The sequence below is a fragment of the Dokdonella aquatica genome (assembly GCF_051987395.1).
In the GTDB taxonomy this organism is placed as follows: Bacteria; Pseudomonadota; Gammaproteobacteria; order Xanthomonadales; family Rhodanobacteraceae; genus Dokdonella.
The window spans coordinates 4,071,272-4,089,285 of record NZ_CP197094.1 but is presented as its reverse complement, the minus strand read 5'-3'; the positions used below and the strand labels follow the sequence as shown (position 1 = coordinate 4,089,285).

The following is an 18,014-nucleotide window of genomic DNA, read 5'->3' as shown; positions in this document are numbered from 1 at the left end:
GGAGTCCTCCATGCTCGAAGCCTACCGCCAACACGTTGCCGAACGCGCCGCGCTCGGCATCCCGCCGCTGCCGCTGTCCGCCCGCCAGACCGCCGACGTCATCGAACTGCTCAAGGCGCCTCCAGCCGGCGAAGAAGCCACGCTCGTCGACCTCATCACCTACCGCGTGCCGGCCGGCGTCGACGATGCCGCCAAGGTCAAGGCCTCGTACCTCGCCGCGGTCGCGTTCGGCACCGAGCAGTGCACGCTGATCACGCGCGAGCGCGCCACCGAGCTGCTCGGCACGATGCTCGGCGGCTACAACATCCATCCGCTGGTCGAGCTGCTCGACGACGCGCAGGTCGGCGCGATCGCCGCGACGGCGCTCAAGCACACGCTGCTCATGTTCGACGCCTTCCACGACGTCAAGGACAAGGCCGACGCCGGCAACGCCCACGCCAAGGCCGTGCTGCAGAGCTGGGCCGACGCCGAGTGGTTCACCTCGCGTCCCGAGGTGCCGCCGAGCCTCACCATCACCGTGCTCAAGGTGACCGGCGAGACCAACACCGACGATCTGTCCCCCGCGCCGGACGCGACCACGCGCCCGGACATCCCGCTGCACGCGCTCGCGATGCTCAAGAACAAGCGCGAAGGCATCGTGCCCGAGGAAGACGGCAAGCGCGGCCCGGTCGCGTTCATCGAAGGCCTCAAGCGCCAGGGCCATCTCGTGGCCTACGTCGGCGACGTCGTCGGCACGGGTTCGAGCCGCAAGTCGGCGACCAACTCGGTGCTGTGGTTCACCGGTGAGGACATCCCGTTCATCCCGAACAAGCGCTTCGGCGGCGTCTGCCTCGGCTCCAAGATCGCGCCGATCTTCTACAACACGATGGAGGACGCCGGCGCGCTGCCGATCGAACTCGACGTGTCGCAGATGAACATGGGTGATGTCGTCGAGCTGCGTCCTTACGAGGGCAAGGCGCTCAAGGACGGTGCCGTCATCGCCGAGTTCCAGGTCAAGTCCGAGGTGCTGTTCGACGAGGTGCGTGCCGGCGGCCGCATCCCGCTCATCATCGGCCGCGGCCTCACCGCGAAGGCGCGCGAAGCCCTCGGCCTCGCGCCGTCGTCGCTGTTCCGCCTGCCGCAGAACCCGGTCGATTCCGGCAAGGGCTTCACGCTCGCGCAGAAGATGGTCGGCCGCGCCTGCGGCCTCGCCGAAGGCCAGGGCATCCGTCCGGGCACGTACTGCGAACCCAAGATGACCTCGGTCGGCTCGCAGGACACCACCGGACCGATGACGCGCGACGAGCTCAAGGATCTCGCCTGCCTCGGCTTCTCGGCCGATCTCGTCATGCAGTCGTTCTGCCACACCGCGGCGTATCCGAAGCCGGTCGACGTCAAGACGCACCACGAGCTTCCCGCGTTCATCGCGACGCGCGGCGGCATCCCGCTGCGTCCGGGCGACGGCATCATCCATTCGTGGCTCAACCGCATGCTGCTGCCCGACACGGTCGGCACCGGCGGCGACTCGCACACGCGCTTCCCGATCGGCATCTCGTTCCCGGCGGGCTCGGGCCTCGTCGCGTTCGCGGCGGCCACGGGCGTCATGCCGCTCGACATGCCCGAGTCGGTGCTCGTGCGCTTCAAGGGCGAGCTGCAGCCCGGCGTCACGCTGCGCGACCTCGTCAACGCGATCCCGCTGTACGCGATCAAGGCCGGCCTGCTCACGGTCGCCAAGCAGGGCAAGAAGAACATCTTCTCGGGCCGCATCCTCGAGATCGAGGGACTGCCGAACCTCAAGGTCGAGCAGGCGTTCGAGCTCTCCGATGCCTCGGCCGAGCGTTCGGCCGCGGGTTGCACGGTGCACCTCGACAAGGCGCCGATCATCGAATACATCAACTCGAACATCGTCATGCTCAAGTGGATGATCGCGCAGGGTTACCAGGACGTGCGCAGCATCAACCGCCGCATCAAGGCGATGGAGGCGTGGCTCGCCGATCCGAAGCTGCTCGCGCCGGACGCCGACGCCGAGTACGCTGCGGTCATCGAGATCGACCTCGCCGACGTGCACGAGCCGATCGTCGCCTGCCCGAACGACCCGGACGACGTGAAGACGCTGTCGGATGTCGCCGGCGCGACCATCGACGAGGTGTTCATCGGTTCGTGCATGACCAACATCGGCCACTTCCGTGCGGCCGCCAAGCTGCTCGAAGGCAAGCGCGACATCCCGAGCAAGCTGTGGGTCGCCCCGCCGACCAAGATGGACGCCGCCGAGCTCACCAAGGAAGGCCACTACGGCACGTTCGGCACGGCCGGCGCGCGCATGGAGATGCCGGGCTGCTCGCTGTGCATGGGCAACCAGGCGCAGGTGCGCGAAGGAGCCACCGTGTTCTCCACGAGCACGCGCAACTTCCCGAACCGCCTCGGCCGCAACTCCAACGTGTACCTCGGCTCGGCCGAACTCGCAGCGATCTGCTCGCGCCTCGGTCGCATTCCGACCAAGGAGGAGTACATGACCGACATGGGCGTGCTCAGCGCCAACGGCGACACGATCTACCGCTACATGAACTTCGACCAGATCGCCGACTACAAGGACATCGCCGACACGGTCAACGCGTGAGCGTGACGTGGCGGGCGAGACGAGGGCGCGACGGGTGATCGTCGGCCTGCGTGTCGCGGTTCGTGAAAAAGCCGGCCTCGTGCCGGCTTTTTCTTTGGGTTTGGTCTCGGCGCCATTCGGCTGTTGAGAGCCGCCGGAACGACGGCAGGTGGGCGTCCGTGGATGACATAGACGCTCCGGTGTGAGCTACGCCACTGACTCCAGAATCGCCGTCATCCCGGCGAAAGCCGGGATCCCCTTGAGCGCTGCCTGAGTGCGGGAACGTTGCCGATCCGCGCCAGGCTCGAATGGATTCCGGCTTCCGCCGGAATGACGGTGGGTGGGAATTGCTTGAACCGACCGTCGAGCCTCCGTTCGGCGTCGGATCTGAAGCAGAAGGCCATGTCTGGAGTAACCGTCATCCCGGCGGAAGCCGGGATCCCCTTGAGCGCTGCCTGAGTGCGGGAACGTTGCCGATCCGCGCTAGGCCCAAATGGATTCCGGCTTCCGCCGGAATGACGGTCGGTGGGAATTGTTTGAACCGACCGTCGAACCTCCGTTCGGCGTGGGATCTGAAGCAGAAGGCTATATCCGGAGTAACCGTCATCCCGGCGGAAGCCGGGATCCCCTCAAGCGTCGAGAGATACGATGGCCCTCGGCACTCGCGCAGCCGTCGTGACGATGACCAGGGCCACGCTCTCCCGTAGCGCCGAGTCCCCACGCCAACGGGCCACCCATTCAGCTTCCAAAGTCACAAAGGTCCCGTTTTTCATGACGCAGTTCACGCTTTCGTGCGCTTTCACACGGCCCGCCCGCGCACGGTGAATGTGTGGTTACAATCGCGTCGACATGTCCGACGGTGGGGCCGGCGAGGGGAGCCCGGTCCACGCTCGTGACCGGCGCCCGTATGCAATCCACATCAGGATCGATGTTTGCCCGCGAGCTGCTGCGCGTCCCGGACATGCGCGGCATGGGGCGTCTCGCAGCCGAGGAAGCGCTCGCGCGTTTCGGGCTGACCGGCTTCAACGTGATCTGGCGCAGCGACGCGACCGAAGCGGTCGGCGGCCCCGTGCTCTCGAGCTCCCCCGATGCCTGGGCCGCCGGCATCGATCCACATGCGTTCGACGGCGAATTCGGCCTTTCCGATGCCGAGCCACCCGACGACGTCCACGTCATCCCGCTCGCGCGCGACCTCGGCGTCGTCAATGCGCTCGCCGTGTGGCCCGAGCGAGGCAACACCGACGCCTCGCTGCAGCCGGGCTGGAACGATTTCGTCGACGACATCGCCTGCGCGGCCGACTGGCTGCTCGAGGTCGACTGGCTCAAGCACGCCGTGCGCAAGATCGAGCGCGCCGAGCACGTGCAACGCGCGCTGTTCGCGATCGCGACGATGGCGAGTTCGGACCTCGAGATGACCGAGATGCTGCGCGGCATCCACGGCATCATCGGCCAGCTCACCTATGCCGAGAACTTCTTCATCGCGCTGTACGAGGCCGAGCGCGACAGCCTGCGCTTCCTGTACTTCGTCGATTCGGTCGACAAGACGCCGATCGACAGCAGCGAGATCCCCGCGGCGAGCATCCCCAACAGCCTCTCGCTCGCGGTGATCCGCACCGGCGAGTCGCAGATGGGCCCGTCGAGCGAGGTGCGCGCGCGTCTCGGCATGCAGCGCGGGCAGGGCATGGGCCCCGAGAGCGAGGACTGGCTCGGCGTGCCGATGGTCGGCGCGCGCGGCATCAGCGGCGTGATCGTCGTGCAGAGCTACCTCGCGCACACGCGCTACACCGAGGACGATCGCGCGCTGCTCACCTACGTCGCCCAGCACGTGCTCACCGCGCTCGAGCGCAAGCAGGCGCAGACCGATCTCGAGCGCCGCGTGCAGGCACGCACCTCGGAGCTCGCGCGCGCCAACCAGGATCTCCACCAGGAGGTCGCCGAGCGCCAGCGCGGCGAGCGCCTGCAGTCGGCGCTGTTCCGCATCGCCGAGCGCGCGAGCACGGCCGACTCGATCGACCGCTTCTACGCGAGCGTGCATGCGATCGTCGGCGAGCTCATCGACGCCCGCAATTTCTACATCGCACTCGTTTCCGAAGACGGCAACGAGCTCGAGTTCCCGTACTCGGTCGACGAGATCGATGCCGTGCGCCCACGCCGGCGCATGCGCGACGGCATGACCGAGTACGCCCTGCGCACCGGACGTGCCGTGCTCGCCGATCGTGCCCAGGTCGAGGAACTCGTGCGCCTGGGCGTCGTGCGTACCTCGGGACCGCATTCGACGTGCTGGCTCGGCGTGCCGCTGACCTGCGACGAGCGCACCGTCGGCGTGCTCGCCGTGCAGAGCTACGACGAGCGCCACATCTTCACGATCCGCGACCAGGAGCTGCTGACCTTCGTCGGCTTCCATGTTGCCAGCGCACTCGAGCGCAAGCTCGCGCAGGAGTCGCTGCGCCACGCCTACGTCGAGCTCGAGGCGCGCGTCGAGGCGCGCACACGAGAGCTCGCGCAGGCCAACAACGATCTCGTCGCCGAGATCCGCGAACGCGAGCGCGTCGAGGCGCAGCTCATGTTCGAGGCGCTGCACGACACGTTGACTGGCCTGCCGAACCGCGCGCTGCTGCTCGAGCGCCTCGATACCGCGCTCGAGCGCTACCGGCGTGATCGCCGCGACTTCGCCGTGCTGTTCCTCGACTTGGACCGCTTCAAGGTCATCAACGACAGCGTCGGCCACCTCGTCGGCGACGAGGTGCTCAAGCAGGCCGCGACGCGCCTCGCGCACGCGTGTCCCTCGGCGCTCGTGGCGCGCCTCGGCGGCGACGAGTTCGCCGTGCTGCTCGAGAACCTGCCGCGTGCCGAGCACGCGGTCGACGTCGCCGAGCAGCTGCTCGGCGCGCTCGTCGAACCGATGCGCGTCGGCGGCAAGGAGCTCTACACCTCGGCGAGCATCGGCATCGCCTACGCGAGCCCGCAGTACCGCCGCGGCGAGGAGCTGCTGCGCGACGCCGACGCGGCGATGTACCGCGCCAAGGCCGAAGGCCGCCAGCGCCACGAGATCTTCGACGAGGTGCTGCGCGCGCAGGCCGTGCGTGCGCTCGAGCTCGAGGGTGAGCTGCGCCACGCGCTCGCGCACGGCGGCTTCGAGGCGCATTTCCAGTCCATCGTGCGCCTCGAGGATGCACGCGTCGCCGGCTACGAGGCGCTGCTGCGCTGGCGCCACCCGGTGCGTGGCCTGCTCGCGCCCGACGAATTCCTCGCTGCGGCGCAGGAGAACGGCTGCATCGAGGCGATCGACTGGCGGATGTTCGAACTCGCCTGCGAGGCCGCGACGCGCCTGCCCGGTGACAGCTACGTCTCGATCAACGTCTCGCCGCGCCAGCTGCACGGCACCGCCTTCGCCGATCTGGCACTGCACCTGATCGCCGAGACCGGCGTGTCGCCGCGCCGCGTGCGCCTCGAGATCACCGAAGGCGCGCTGCTCGGCGAATCCGAGCACGTGCACCAGACGCTTTCGCGCCTGCGCGACGCGGGCGTGCGCGTGCAGCTCGACGATTTCGGCACCGGCTACTCGTCGCTGAGCTACCTGCACCGCTTCCCGATCCACGCGCTCAAGATCGACCGCTCGTTCATCAGCAACCTCGGCGACGGCAGCCCCAGCGTCGCCGTCGTCCGCGCGATCAGCACGCTCGCGCACTCGCTCGGCATCGAGGTCATCGCCGAAGGCGTCGAGACCGAAGCCCAGCGCGCCATCCTGCTCGACCTCGGCTGTTCGATCGGACAGGGCTTCCTGTTCTCGATGCCACGCTCGCTCAACGACATCTTCGGCGTGCGCGAGCGGAGAGCGGATTACCAGGCGGTGGGGTAGGGGCCGCTCCCGTTTCCGCGCGACACCGTGGTCGGCTCGACGAAGCAGCGTGATCCGACTCCGTAGAAGCGCGGCTTCGTTGTCGATTCCCAGGCTTCTTGCGGGTTCCCGCATCCTGAAAGGCTCAAGGGGACGACCAGCGCTTTGCGGTGTCGTGAAGCTCCTCCGGAAAGCACTGACGCGTCGGGCTTCCGACGACGAATGCCGAGATGCAGATTCGTTCTCGCAGCAACACCGCATCGCGCGCGCTCTCCCTTCTCCCACCGGGAGAAGGTGGCCCGCAGGGCCGGATGAGGGTCCGGGATCGCGACGATGTTCGAACGTGGTCTCTATCCCGCACCCTCTCCCCAACCCCTCTCCCGGAGGGCGAGGGGCTCAAGCGCGACGCCGCTCCGGGAGGATGCATTGATCCTGTACGGTCGCGCGACGCTGAGCGCCGGGAAACACCACGCCACAGCTCCGTTGATGGTGCGACACGGTGTGTGGATTTTCCCCGGACAGCGGTGGGCGGCTCTCAACAGCAGAATGGCTGGTCAAGCCGGAGGCGCTTCACAACAGCGCGCAGCGCTGGTCATTCCCTTGAGCGTGACCGACAGCGAAGGGCCTTTCACACTTTGGAAGCCATGCGCCCGCTCTGAAACCTCGCCATCGCCGCCCCCTCAACTCCCTTCCATCAACGCGTCATACCGCCGCTGCATCTCCGCGGGGCTGACCTCCTCGATGCTGTGGCCGATGCTCCAGCGGTGGCCGAACGGGTCGCGGACGCTGCCGGAACGCTCGCCGTAGAACGCGTCGCTGGGCGCGCGCTCGAGCGTGGCGCCGGCCCCGACGGCGCGGGCGATCACCGCGTCGGCATCGTCGACGTGCAGGTGCAGGGTCACGCTCGTGTTGCCGATCGAACTCGGCGAGTGCAGGCCATACTCGGGGAACTCGTCGGCGAGCATGATCGTCGTGCCGCCGAAGTCGAGCTCGGCATGGCCGACGCGCCCGGTGCCGGGTTCGACGAGGCGAAACTTCTCTTTCGCGCCGAAGGCGGCGAGATAGAAGTCGATCGCCGCTGCGGCGTCCTTGATGTGAAGGTACGGGAACAGCTCGTGCGTCGACATGGCGGCATCCTCGGTGTCGGGAGGCCGCAGCATGCACCCGTGCGGAAGGCCTGTCTTGAACGAAATGGAACGGGTTCCTGCCGATGCATCCCCGGGAGGCCGTGCCGCTCCCGTGCTCGGCAGTGTCCTCGCGCGGCGAGGGCGCGACGGGTGTTCACGAGTGATGGGCCCGCGAAACGTCCACGTGTCCGTGAAACATCCGCTCCGCTTCACGCGCCCCGGATCATGTGTTCCGGGTGCGGATCGCGCTGAGGTTCGTATCGGAACGACGTCGGCACCCGACCGTCGTCGTGATCCGCCGTCAGGTCGTCGGCCCGTCGACCGGCACGTGATGCACCGCGCGCACGCCGTGCCGCGCATACGTCGCCGGCGTCATGCCCGCCATCGCGACGAACTCGCGCTGCAGGTGCGGCTGGTCGCTGTAGCCGACGTCGAGTGCGATCGCAGACCATGGCCGTGACGGATCGCCCGCGCGCAGGCGCAGGGCGTCGCCGAAGCGCAGCACCCGCGCATAGCGCTTCGGCGTGAACCCGACGGCACGTTCGAACAGCGTCGCGAAGCGTCGGTGGCTGAGCCCGCTCGCGGCCGCGGCTGCCGCGACGCGCCACGCACCATCCACATCGGAGAGCGCACGGGCGATCGCGGGATGCACGCCACGCACGCGGCCGACGCGCGCGAGCAGCACGCGTTCGAACACGTCGAGTGCGATGGCCGGCGTCGCGGCCTCCTGGAGCTGCTCGCGTGCCTGCGCCGCAGCCGCGCCCCACAGCGCATCGAGCGGGACATGGCGGTTCGCGAGTTCGCACGCCTCGAGTCCGAACAGCGCGCCCGCCGCGCCGGGACGCAGCTGCGCGCCGACGCTCGTCGAGGCCTCGCCCGTGCCGCGTACGTGGAAGCGGTCGCGCAGTCCCGCGACGAGGGAAGGCGAGAGGCGCGAGCCCGCCGTGTCGTCGGCGCCCGCGAACACGCGCACGCCGCGTTCCGACAACCGGATCACGAGATGCATTTCGCCCGTCGGCAACAGGTGCTCGCGTGCGTCCGCCGCACCTTTCGCCGACGCGGCGTACCAGAGGCTGCGCACGAAAGGTCGCAACGCGGGACAGGGCGGGCGCTCGAGCATCATGCGGCCATCTTACGCGCGTGGCGATCGAGGCGACGCGTGCGCGCGCAGAGCTCCGCAGCGTTCTCGTGTCTTCGCCGGAACGAGGTTCGAGTGAAGGGTGTCGCCGCACCCGTTGCGGCGAGCCTCCGCGGTGGTCGATGGCCATGCCGTGGATCCGTGGCACGGTGGCATCACCGGATGGATGCCATGGGCGAGGCCGACGCGGTGTCCGTGCGGGACGACATCGCGACCGACGATGGCAGCGCACGGCTTCGAACCCGCCGTGCGGCGTGCGCTTTCCGGTCCTTCCGGATGTGCTCGGGGACGCTTCGCCCGCGGTCAGCGGTCCGACGAAGGCGTCCTGCGCGTGCCCGGCGAGGCCTTGCCGGGTGCGGTCACGCCCGGGCGGTGGCTCGGCTTGAAGACCACCTTGCCGTCCGCACCGACTTCGGTGACGACGCGGGTGATGCCGAGCACCTCGATATGGCCACCGGCTTCGCGGAACGCGGCGAGGTCGGAGGCGATGCGCTCACGCGTGATCGGCGTGACGCGTTCGTGGGACTTGCGCGGTGCGTGATAGCTCGTCGCGGGAAGAGGGTCGATCTGCTTCGGGGGGCGTGCCATGGGGCAATCTCCGTATCGGTGGCGCGTGGAAGATGGTGCGAAAGCTCTATCGTCACGCCACGGATCTCGCAGCTCCGCGGCGGTAGTGGAGCAGGCGGCCTCGACGCATCTCGCCGTCGTCGCCCTCCATGGCCGGATGCGACTCCCTGACGTCGAAACCGTACGAGGCGAGCAGGCGCGTGAACGTGCCGCTGTTGCCGCGGCCCGGATCGGTCACGAACACCTCGGCACGCGACCGCGCGTGGCGCGACACGACGCCGGCAACGAGGGCTGCGTGGTCGCGCTCGTAGAGCACGTCGCTCGCGATGATCATGTCGAAATCGCCGAGCGTGGGCAGCGCCTCGTCCCAGCGCATGTGGCGGTAGTGCAAGGCGGGCAATCCGTTCAGCGCGGCGTTGTAGGCGAGGAAGCCTTCGGTGAGTGGATGCACGTCGGAGGCGACCACGTCGGCACCGCGTCGCATCAGCACGAGGCTGGCGAGACCGATGCCGCAGCCGATCTCGAGGATGCGCTTGCCGGCGACGTCGACGCGGCCCATCGTGTCGGCGAGCAGGCGACCGGCCGGCCAGACCTGGCCGAACAGGCTCCATTGCGCGGACGAGATGCCAGCGCGTGCGCCGTGCCCGTCGGGATCGGAGAACTGCAGGAGGTCGGCTAGCACGCGGAGGCGGAATGCATCGCCGTCCACGACGACGATGATCTGGCGGGTCTGGAATCCGGGCACGGCGCTTCCTGGGGAGCGTCGCCCGCGAGGGGCGATGACGCGTGAAAGGAAGCGAGGGGCGCGACGGGAAACGTCGCTCAGAACGCATGTATCGGCTTGGACCCGACACGCCATCCTAGCATGCGCGTGTAAAGACGCCGTTCGGATGCGGCTTCGAGGTCCCGACCCGTCGTACCAGGCGCGTGTCGCCCGACGACGTGTGAATGCGGCCACGGCGGCGGGAGGGGCCGGCCGTCCCTCGCCGCGCTGCAAAACAGGCCTTTCGGCCGCGCGGGGTAGAATCGGGGTTTCCGTCTTTGCAAGCCGAACGCCATGAGCACCACCGCCCAAAGCCTTCCCCAGCACGAGCCTTCGACCGAGGGCGCGCCGCTGCGCTTCGTGACCGCCGCGAGCCTGTTCGACGGGCACGACGCGGCGATCAACATCATGCGGCGCCTGATCCAGTCGCAGGGTGCGGAGGTGATCCACCTCGGCCACAACCGCTCGGTCGAGGACGTCGTGCGCGCGGCGCTGCAGGAGGATGCCGACGCGATCGCGCTGTCGTCGTACCAGGGCGGCCACGTCGAATACTTCAAGTACATGGTCGACATGCTCAGGGAGCGCGGCGCGGCGCACATCCGCGTGTTCGGCGGTGGCGGCGGGACGATCACGCCGGAGGAGATCCGCGAGCTGCAGGCCTACGGGGTCGAGCGCATCTACCACCCCAACGACGGCATGAAGATGGGCCTCGTCGAGATGATCGAGGACGTCGTGCGCCGCGCGCGCGTCGGCGCCGATGCACGTGATCCCGGCATGGCCGGCCCCGATGGCGTGGTGCCGGCCGCGGTCGACATCGACGACGAGATCGCCGTCGGCCACGCGCTCACCGCGATCGAGGAAGGCCGCCACGATCCGAATCAGCTCGACCGCCTGCGCAAGGAATGGCAGCTCGCCGGCAGCCGCACGCCGGTGGTCGGCATCACCGGCACCGGCGGCGCGGGCAAGTCGAGCGTCGTCGACGAGATGCTGCTGCGCTTCCTGCACGCGTTTCCGCGCATGCGCATCGCCGTGCTCGCGGTCGATCCGACGCGCCGCCGCTCGGGTGGCGCGCTGCTCGGCGACCGCATCCGCATGAACTCGCTGCGCTCCGCGCGCGTGTTCATGCGTTCGATGGCCACGCGCCGCCAGCACGCGGCGACCAGCGTCGTGCTCAAGGACTGCGTCGCGTTCCTCAAGGCGCAGGCCTACGACCTCGTCATCGTCGAGACCGCCGGCATCGGCCAGAGCGATTCGGAGATCGTCGATCTCGTCGATTTCCCGATGTACGTGATGACCAGCGACTACGGCGCGGCCAGCCAGCTCGAGAAGATCGACATGATCGACTTCGCCGAGCTCGTCGTGCTCAACAAGTTCGACAAGCGCGGTGCCGAGGATGCACTGCGCGACGTGCGCAAGCAGTGGAAGCGCAACCGCGTCGCGTTCCAGCTCAAGGACGACGAGGTGCCGGTCTACCCGACCATCGCGAGCCAGTTCAACGATCCCGGCGTGACGTGGATGTTCGTCAACCTGTGCCGCCTGCTGCGCGAGAAGGGCAGCGAGAAGTGGATCCAGGCGCAGGCGGCGGGCGACGTGATCCGCGTGCCGGTTGCTGAGTCGAACGAAGACCGGAGTCAGGTTCATTTTTCGGGTGACGCTCATCAGGCGCAGAAGGCATCGGGGAAAAATGAACCTGACCCCATGCTTTCGCCCGCCTGCGACTTCAAACCAGATTACGACACCTCGCTCAAGGAGCCGCGCGCGACCGTGCTGATTCCGGGCAGCCGCGTGCGCTATCTCGCCGAGATCGCCGAGCAGGGCCGCGCGATCAACGCCGGCATCGGCAAGCAGGCCGAGATCGCCGACCGTGCGCAGGCCTACTGGCAGTCGCTCCACGACCTCGAGGATCCGCGTCTGCCGAAGGCGCTCGATCTCTACGCCGGCGAAGACCTCCTTTCCGTCGCACCGGCGCAGGCCGGGGCCCAGCGTGATGCGGACGGTGCCAATGCGGAGGCACTGGATTCCGGCCTCCGCCGGAATGACAAAGGCGGTGTCGACCGCTCCCTCCTCACCCTGCGCCAGCGCTACAACGACGCCGTGCAGTCGCTGTCGAGCGACAACCTCAAGCTGCTGCGCGACTGGCCTGCGCGCCTCACCGCGATCACCGACGAGGTGACCGCGTACGAAGTCCGCGGCAAGGCGATCCGCGTCGACAACTACCGCGATTCGCTCTCGCACCAGAAGATCCCGAAGATCGCGGCACCCACGTACAAGTCCTGGGGCGAGCTGCTGACCTTCCTCGGCAAGGAGAACCTGCCGGGCAGCTATCCGTACACGGGCGGCGTGTATCCGTACCGCCGCACGGGCGAGGATCCGATCCGCATGTTCGCGGGCGAGGGCACGCCCGAGCGGACCAACCGTCGCTTCCATTACCTGTCCGTCGGCCAGCCCGCCGCGCGCCTGTCCACCGCGTTCGACAGCGTCACGCTGTACGGCGAGGATCCCGCGCCGCGCCCCGACATCTACGGCAAGATCGGCAACTCGGGCGTCAACATCCCCACGCTCGACGACATGAAGAAGCTCTACTCGGGCTTCGACCTGTGCGCGCCGACCACGTCGGTGTCGATGACGATCAACGGCCCCGCGCCGATGATCCTCGCGATGTTCATGAACTGCGCGATCGACCAGCAGGTCGAGAAGTACCTCAAGGCCGACGACGCGCGCTGGGCCGAGGCGCAGGCGACCATCGCGCGCTTCTTCGAAGGTCGCGAGCGCCCGCGCTACCACGGTGATCTTCCGCCGACCAACGACGGTCTCGGCCTCGGCCTGCTCGGCATCACCGGCAACCAGCTCGTCGATGCCGAGACCTATGCGCGCATCAAGGCCGAGACGCTCACCACCGTGCGCGGCACCGTGCAGGCCGACATCCTCAAGGAGGACCAGGCCCAGAACACGTGCATCTTCAGCACCGAGTTCGCGCTGCGCATGATGGGCGACATCCAGCAGTACTTCGTCGACCAGAAGGTGCGCAACTTCTATTCGGTGTCGATCTCGGGCTACCACATCGCCGAAGCCGGCGCGAACCCGATCAGCCAGCTCGCCTTCACGCTGAGCAACGGTTTCACGATCGTCGAGTACTACCTCGCGCGCGGCATGAAGATCGACGACTTCGCGCCGAACCTGTCATTCTTCTTCTCCAACGGCATGGATCCCGAGTACACCGCGATCGGCCGCGTCGCGCGGCGCATCTGGGCGCGCGCGATGCGCGAGCGCTACGGCGCCAACGAGCGCAGCCAGATGATGAAGTACCACATCCAGACCTCGGGCCGATCCCTGCACGCGCAGGAGATCCAGTTCAACGACATCCGCACCACGCTGCAGGCCCTGTACGCGCTGTTCGACAACTGCAACAGCCTGCACACCAATGCCTACGACGAGGCCATCACCACGCCGACCGAGGAAAGCGTGCGCCGCGCGGTCGCGATCCAGATGATCATCAACAAGGAAATGGGCCTCAACTTCATCGAGAACCCGTGGCAGGGCAGCTTCGCGGTCGACTACCTCACCGACCTCGTCGAGGAAGCCGTCTACAAGGAGTTCGAGGCGATCAGCGAGCGCGGCGGCGTGCTCGGCGCGATGGACACGATGTACCAGCGCGGCAAGATCCAGGAAGAGTCGATGTACTACGAGCACAAGAAGCACGACGGCTCGCTGCCGCTCGTCGGCGTCAACACGTTCCTGCCCAAGGAGCACGCCGGCGAAGTCGTCACCGAGATCGAACTGATCCGCTCGACCGAGGAAGAGAAGGGCCAGCAGATCGCCAACGTGCTCGGCTGGCAGACCAACCGCAACGCGCTCGCCCCGGCCGGCGAAACCGACCTCGGCCATATCGCCGGCGCCGAGGAACCCGAAGGCTTCGTCCACGATGGCCACGGCCTCGCCTACCTGCAGAAGACCGCCCGCGACCGCAGGAACGTCTTCGCCGCACTCATGGAAGCCGTCAAGACCCACTCCCTCGGCCAGATCAGCCACGCGCTGTACGACGTGGGCGGGGAGTATCGGCGGAACATGTAGTCATCGACGGTGCGTCACGCGAGAAAAGTGCGTGACGTGCCGTCTCGATCGCGTCCATCGCCCCGGCGGCAGGAACAAAACCGTCTAAGGACTCGTGAAGCGACGGAATCAAGGTACACCGTCATTCCGGCGGCTCTCAACAGCCGAATGGCTGGTCAAGCCGGAATCCATTCAAGCATTGCAGCGCTAAAGCATCGTGGCCGTTTGCGAGCGGTCCTCGCTTGAAGACGGCCCGGCGTCTTCGCGTGGTGGCCTCGTCCTAACATGCTGTCATCCCGGCGCAGGCCGGGATCCAGAGCCTTTGCGCGATTCGATCGACCTGTTCCCCGACCCGGTCCGAATCGAGGTGTCTCGCGCAAATAGCTCGGCGCTTGCGCCGGGACGTCGCAGGATCTGCGACCGGAGCCAGTCAAGCTACCTCTGCCGTAGTGGCTTCAACCCATGACATCGCGGAGGAGTGCAATGCCAAACTTCATTCTCAACAGCAATGCTCAGTCGAACGGCGATCATGAGGTCCACAACACGACCACAGGTTGCACATTCATGCCGGATCCCGCCAGCCGAATTGATCTTGGATCGCACCCGAGCTGTCGCGAAGCCGTCGCTGAGGCCAAGCGCCGCTATCCCAATAGCAGGATCAACGGTTGCTATTACTGTGCTCGGGAATGTCACACCAGCTAGGTGCGCAAACCTCACAAGTGAATCTTGAACGATCCGAAAGCGGATCGTTTTGCGTGGAAGCTCGGTTGAAACTGACTGCCAAGGATGGCGTTTCGCAGATGAAGAGAATTCCCAACCCGCACCCCGGCGACATCCTTCGCCACGACTTCCTCGCGCCCCTCGGCATCAGCCAGAACGCGCTCGCCCGCGCCATGAGCGTGCCGCCACGCCGCGTCAACGAGATCGTGCTCGGCAAGCGCAGCGTCACCGCCGATACCGCCATCCGCCTGGCCATCGCCTTGGGCACGAGCGAGCACTTCTGGTTGAGCCTCCAGGCCGAGCACGATCTCGAGGAAGCGAGACGGAACCTCGGCAAGGCCGTCAAGACCATCGAGCGCCTCGCGGCCTGACGCGCCACGTCCGCTCGCATTCGAAGGGTAGGGCGGAACCGCCGCAGGCGATTCCGCCGTGCAACGAGTCACCGCCACGCCGTTGCGCGTCGTATCCGACGGTCACGCATGACTCCGCACGATGGCGGAATCCGCTGCGCGGGTTCCGCCCTACGACAGCGCGTGTGTCTTTCGTACGAGGGACATATCAGGCCTTGAAGCACGTCTCGCGATGCCAACGCAGGTAGGTCGGATGCGGCCGCAGTTCCGGCGCGGCGGGAACAACCAGCCGTCGATCCTTGCGAATCAGCTTGTCGAGCTCATCCGGCACGCCGTGCGGCGAAAGGATCACGGAATAGTCATCGCCGAAGGTCATCAGTCCGCGATCGAAGAGCCAGTGGGCCGTACCGGTCAACGCGATGCCGTTGCGAACCGAGTCGGGTCCATTGGCCTCGACGGAGCGGATGTGGGCCGCTTGCACTTCGGGTCGACCACCGCCGTTGACGAGCCGGAGGCCGGTGACCGCACATGTGTTCGCGTAGGCAGCGCGAACATGACGTCGGAATGCAGCATCACGTACCTTCCGCATCGTGATGGTCTCGACGACCGAGCGCGTGATGTACTCGGGCGCATCTTCGGCGATCCGGTGCGTGCGTTCCCACGGCTCGGGGCCCACGCTGATCCCGCGTCGGATGATGTCTTCGAACTCGTTGCGAGGGACTTCGCGCACAGAGCGTCCGAACGCGCCCTTGTTCGTTTTCCCGTCCTCGCGCTGCAGCTTCGACTCCCGATAACCCGTCGCATCGCTGAACGGAACCGGCGCGTCGAACGGCATGTAGTCGCGCATCACGGCGTAGAAGTGATCGGGCCGCAACGAGTCCGGAATGACGGCCGCGACGCGTGCGACCGCGAAGTAGGCCTGCCTACCTGTCGAGTTGTGCGGACCAGTCGTGCGCCGAGGCTCGTAGTAGACGATCCAGTCTTGGAGTGACGCCTGCACCTGCCGCAGATAGGTCGACGGAAAGTGGTAACGCTCCTCGATGAGGTCGTCGTAGATCGAACTCTCGGAAGCGGTGAATACGGCGTGCGGCATCGCGATCCTCTGTCGCAGCCAGGTTACCAGGACACGAGTGAGCCGAGCCGCCAGCCCAGCCCACCATGCCGCACCGCCACTTGCCGTACGCGCCCGTTCCGTAGTGAACTCGACCCATCGACACCACAGGGGGTGGAGATGGGGAAGGGATTCCACGCGCATCGTGCGCGTGTCCGACTGTCGGCGTTGCAGCGTGAGCGGCTGAACCATGGCGTGCCCCGACGATCAGACCTAGTGCTTCGGTGCGTGAGTAGGTACTCGCTGCCGGACATGCAAGAAGCCGGTCCTACCCGGGACAGGCGCGCCTCCCCGTCGGTCGGTGCGTCGGGGCGAGGTGTCACCGCCTTCCATTCCCCCTCCAAGGCGATCGGCGCCGGGGATGGTCCGTCCTGAGCAACACGTTCTCCCGTGACTCTGCCCGCGGCCAGGCGCTCATGCCGCATGCCACATCAACCGATCGTCACCCGTATCGCACGGATGGGAATCCATGTCCTTGCTCCGAATCACCACCGCCCTGTGGATCGCACTGCCTGCTTCCGCGGCATCGGCCACGGACCGACATGTCCCGGCGGATTACCCCACCATCCAGTCGGCGCTCGATGCCGCTGTCGACGGCGATAGCGTCGTCGTTGCACGCGGGCGCTACTACGAAGCACTGCGGTTCCCTCCGCGCGACATCCACCTGTTCGCGCCCGAGGGGCCGACGTTGACGACGATCGACGGTCAGGCACTCGACACGGTCATCACGTTCGACGGAGCGCCGGGACGCGGCGCGATCGTGGAGGGCTTCACGCTGACCAACGGGATCGACCCGGACGGGAACAAAGCGGGCGGCGTGCACATCGGCCAAGGCGGGTCGCCGATCGTGCGCGGCAACGTGATACGGCAGAACTGGGGCGGCCGTGGCCATGGTGTCTCGCTCATCGTGCCCGCGTCGCCGCTCATCGAGGGCAACGAAATCCGGCACAACCGCACCGGTCCCGCGAGTTCGAGCTCAGGTGGCGGTATCGGCCTCTACGCGAGTGCATGCCCGTCTTCGCAGCCGTGCGTGGTCGAGATCCGCAACAACTACATCGCCAACAACGTCGGCGGCGGTATCCAACTCAACGGCGGGCGTGCTCATGTCATCGGGAACGTGATCGAGTACAACCAGGCCGGAAGGGGCGGAGGCATCTCGAGCGTCAACGGATCGGCTTCGCGCATCGAGAACAACCTTCTGCATGCCAACCGGGCCAACTCGAGTGGTGGCGGGATCTACTCGAGCGTGAGCATGGGCAGCACGGGGCTTGTCGTCGTCAACAACACGCTCGTCGCCAATGAGGCGGAGACTGCTTCGGCCATCCATTCGAGCGGTTACGACGCCACCTCGCGTGTCATCAACAATCTCGTCTCGGCGACCGGTGCGAGTCCGGCTTTCTTCTGCGACATCGGATCCGATGGTGCGGGCCCCGTCACCCGGCACAACATCGTGCATGCTCCCGAAGGCACCGCTTACGGCGGGGCATGCGCCGGTGCGGATGGCATGGCCGGCAACCAGACGGCCGCACCCGTATTCATGGGCAAGGACAACTTCCGCCTGCAGCCGCATTCGCCCGGCATCAACCAGGGCGACAACGTCGAATCCAGCCAGGCCACCGACCTCGACGGCCACGCTCGCATCGCGGACGGCCACGGGGACGGCGTCCACACGATCGACGTCGGCGCGTACGAACTGCAGCATCCGCTCATCTTCTCCAACGGCTTCGAGCCCCTGCCATGAGCATCCATCGCACTTTCACGTGCTTGCCGAGGTG

The 18,014-nt window shown here is 67.1% G+C and carries 10 protein-coding genes; 5 read left to right on the top strand and 5 right to left on the bottom strand.

The genetic code is table 11. From position 1 onward, the window contains the following. Nucleotides 1-10: 10 nt before the first annotated feature. Nucleotides 11-2,596, top strand: coding sequence for a bifunctional aconitate hydratase 2/2-methylisocitrate dehydratase (acnB, locus tag ACQQ2N_RS18150; RefSeq protein WP_440222976.1), 2,586 nt, complete (start codon nucleotides 11-13; stop codon nucleotides 2,594-2,596). Between the two features lie 907 nt (nucleotides 2,597-3,503). After that, a complete protein-coding gene (locus tag ACQQ2N_RS18145; protein WP_440222975.1) occupies nucleotides 3,504-6,434 on the top strand; it encodes a putative bifunctional diguanylate cyclase/phosphodiesterase in 2,931 nt (976 codons plus the stop codon). 659 nt (nucleotides 6,435-7,093) lie between these two features. On the opposite strand, the gene ACQQ2N_RS18140 is transcribed toward ACQQ2N_RS18145, so the two are convergent. The 4 genes from ACQQ2N_RS18140 to ACQQ2N_RS18125 all read right to left on the bottom strand — a co-directional run bounded on the left by ACQQ2N_RS18140 (nucleotide 7,094) and on the right by ACQQ2N_RS18125 (nucleotide 9,990). Beyond that, complete coding sequence (locus tag ACQQ2N_RS18140) at nucleotides 7,094-7,540, bottom strand: VOC family protein (protein WP_440222974.1); 447 nt, start codon at nucleotides 7,538-7,540, stop codon at nucleotides 7,094-7,096. 301 nt (nucleotides 7,541-7,841) lie between these two features. Continuing rightward, complete coding sequence (locus ACQQ2N_RS18135) at nucleotides 7,842-8,663, bottom strand: helix-turn-helix domain-containing protein (RefSeq protein ID WP_440222973.1); 822 nt, start codon at nucleotides 8,661-8,663, stop codon at nucleotides 7,842-7,844. Nucleotides 8,664-8,981: 318 nt separating this feature from the next. After that, the gene (locus tag ACQQ2N_RS18130; protein ID WP_440222972.1) at nucleotides 8,982-9,266 is read right to left on the bottom strand and encodes a hypothetical protein; all 285 of its coding nucleotides are present in this window, start codon (nucleotides 9,264-9,266) and stop codon (nucleotides 8,982-8,984) included. Nucleotides 9,267-9,318: 52 nt separating this feature from the next. Next, a complete protein-coding gene (locus tag ACQQ2N_RS18125; RefSeq protein WP_440222971.1) occupies nucleotides 9,319-9,990 on the bottom strand; it encodes a class I SAM-dependent methyltransferase in 672 nt (223 codons plus the stop codon). A gap of 312 nt (nucleotides 9,991-10,302) precedes the next feature. On the opposite strand from ACQQ2N_RS18125, the gene ACQQ2N_RS18120 reads away from it, so the two are divergent. Further along, a complete protein-coding gene (locus tag ACQQ2N_RS18120) occupies nucleotides 10,303-14,079 on the top strand; it encodes a methylmalonyl-CoA mutase family protein (RefSeq protein WP_440222970.1) in 3,777 nt (1,258 codons plus the stop codon). Nucleotides 14,080-14,858: 779 nt separating this feature from the next. Beyond that, the gene (locus tag ACQQ2N_RS18115) at nucleotides 14,859-15,149 is read left to right on the top strand and encodes a HigA family addiction module antitoxin (RefSeq protein WP_440225797.1); all 291 of its coding nucleotides are present in this window, start codon (nucleotides 14,859-14,861) and stop codon (nucleotides 15,147-15,149) included. Nucleotides 15,150-15,336: 187 nt separating this feature from the next. Here ACQQ2N_RS18115 and ACQQ2N_RS18110 read toward each other — a convergent pair whose 3' ends face one another. Beyond that, nucleotides 15,337-16,221, bottom strand: coding sequence for an HNH endonuclease (locus tag ACQQ2N_RS18110; RefSeq protein ID WP_440222969.1), 885 nt, complete (start codon nucleotides 16,219-16,221; stop codon nucleotides 15,337-15,339). Between the two features lie 487 nt (nucleotides 16,222-16,708). Between ACQQ2N_RS18110 and ACQQ2N_RS18105 the strand changes: the two genes are divergently transcribed. Continuing rightward, nucleotides 16,709-17,980 (top strand): right-handed parallel beta-helix repeat-containing protein, encoded by a 1,272-nt coding sequence (locus ACQQ2N_RS18105; RefSeq protein ID WP_440222968.1) that lies wholly within the window; start codon nucleotides 16,709-16,711, stop codon nucleotides 17,978-17,980. Nucleotides 17,981-18,014: the final 34 nt, after the last annotated feature.

Excerpts from the sequence above, each read along its gene's own strand:
- acnB (WP_440222976.1), top strand. The coding sequence starts at position 11 with ATGCTCGAAGCCTACCGCCAACACGTTGCCGAACGCGCCGCGCTCGGC.
- ACQQ2N_RS18145 (WP_440222975.1), top strand. The coding sequence starts at position 3,504 with ATGTTTGCCCGCGAGCTGCTGCGCGTCCCGGACATGCGCGGCATGGGG.
- ACQQ2N_RS18140 (WP_440222974.1), bottom strand. The coding sequence starts at position 7,540 with ATGTCGACGCACGAGCTGTTCCCGTACCTTCACATCAAGGACGCCGCA.
- ACQQ2N_RS18135 (WP_440222973.1), bottom strand. The coding sequence starts at position 8,663 with ATGATGCTCGAGCGCCCGCCCTGTCCCGCGTTGCGACCTTTCGTGCGC.
- ACQQ2N_RS18130 (WP_440222972.1), bottom strand. The coding sequence starts at position 9,266 with ATGGCACGCCCCCCGAAGCAGATCGACCCTCTTCCCGCGACGAGCTAT.
- ACQQ2N_RS18120 (WP_440222970.1), top strand. The coding sequence starts at position 10,303 with ATGAGCACCACCGCCCAAAGCCTTCCCCAGCACGAGCCTTCGACCGAG.
- ACQQ2N_RS18115 (WP_440225797.1), top strand. The coding sequence starts at position 14,859 with ATGAAGAGAATTCCCAACCCGCACCCCGGCGACATCCTTCGCCACGAC.
- ACQQ2N_RS18110 (WP_440222969.1), bottom strand. The coding sequence starts at position 16,221 with ATGCCGCACGCCGTATTCACCGCTTCCGAGAGTTCGATCTACGACGAC.
- ACQQ2N_RS18105 (WP_440222968.1), top strand. The coding sequence starts at position 16,709 with ATGTCCTTGCTCCGAATCACCACCGCCCTGTGGATCGCACTGCCTGCT.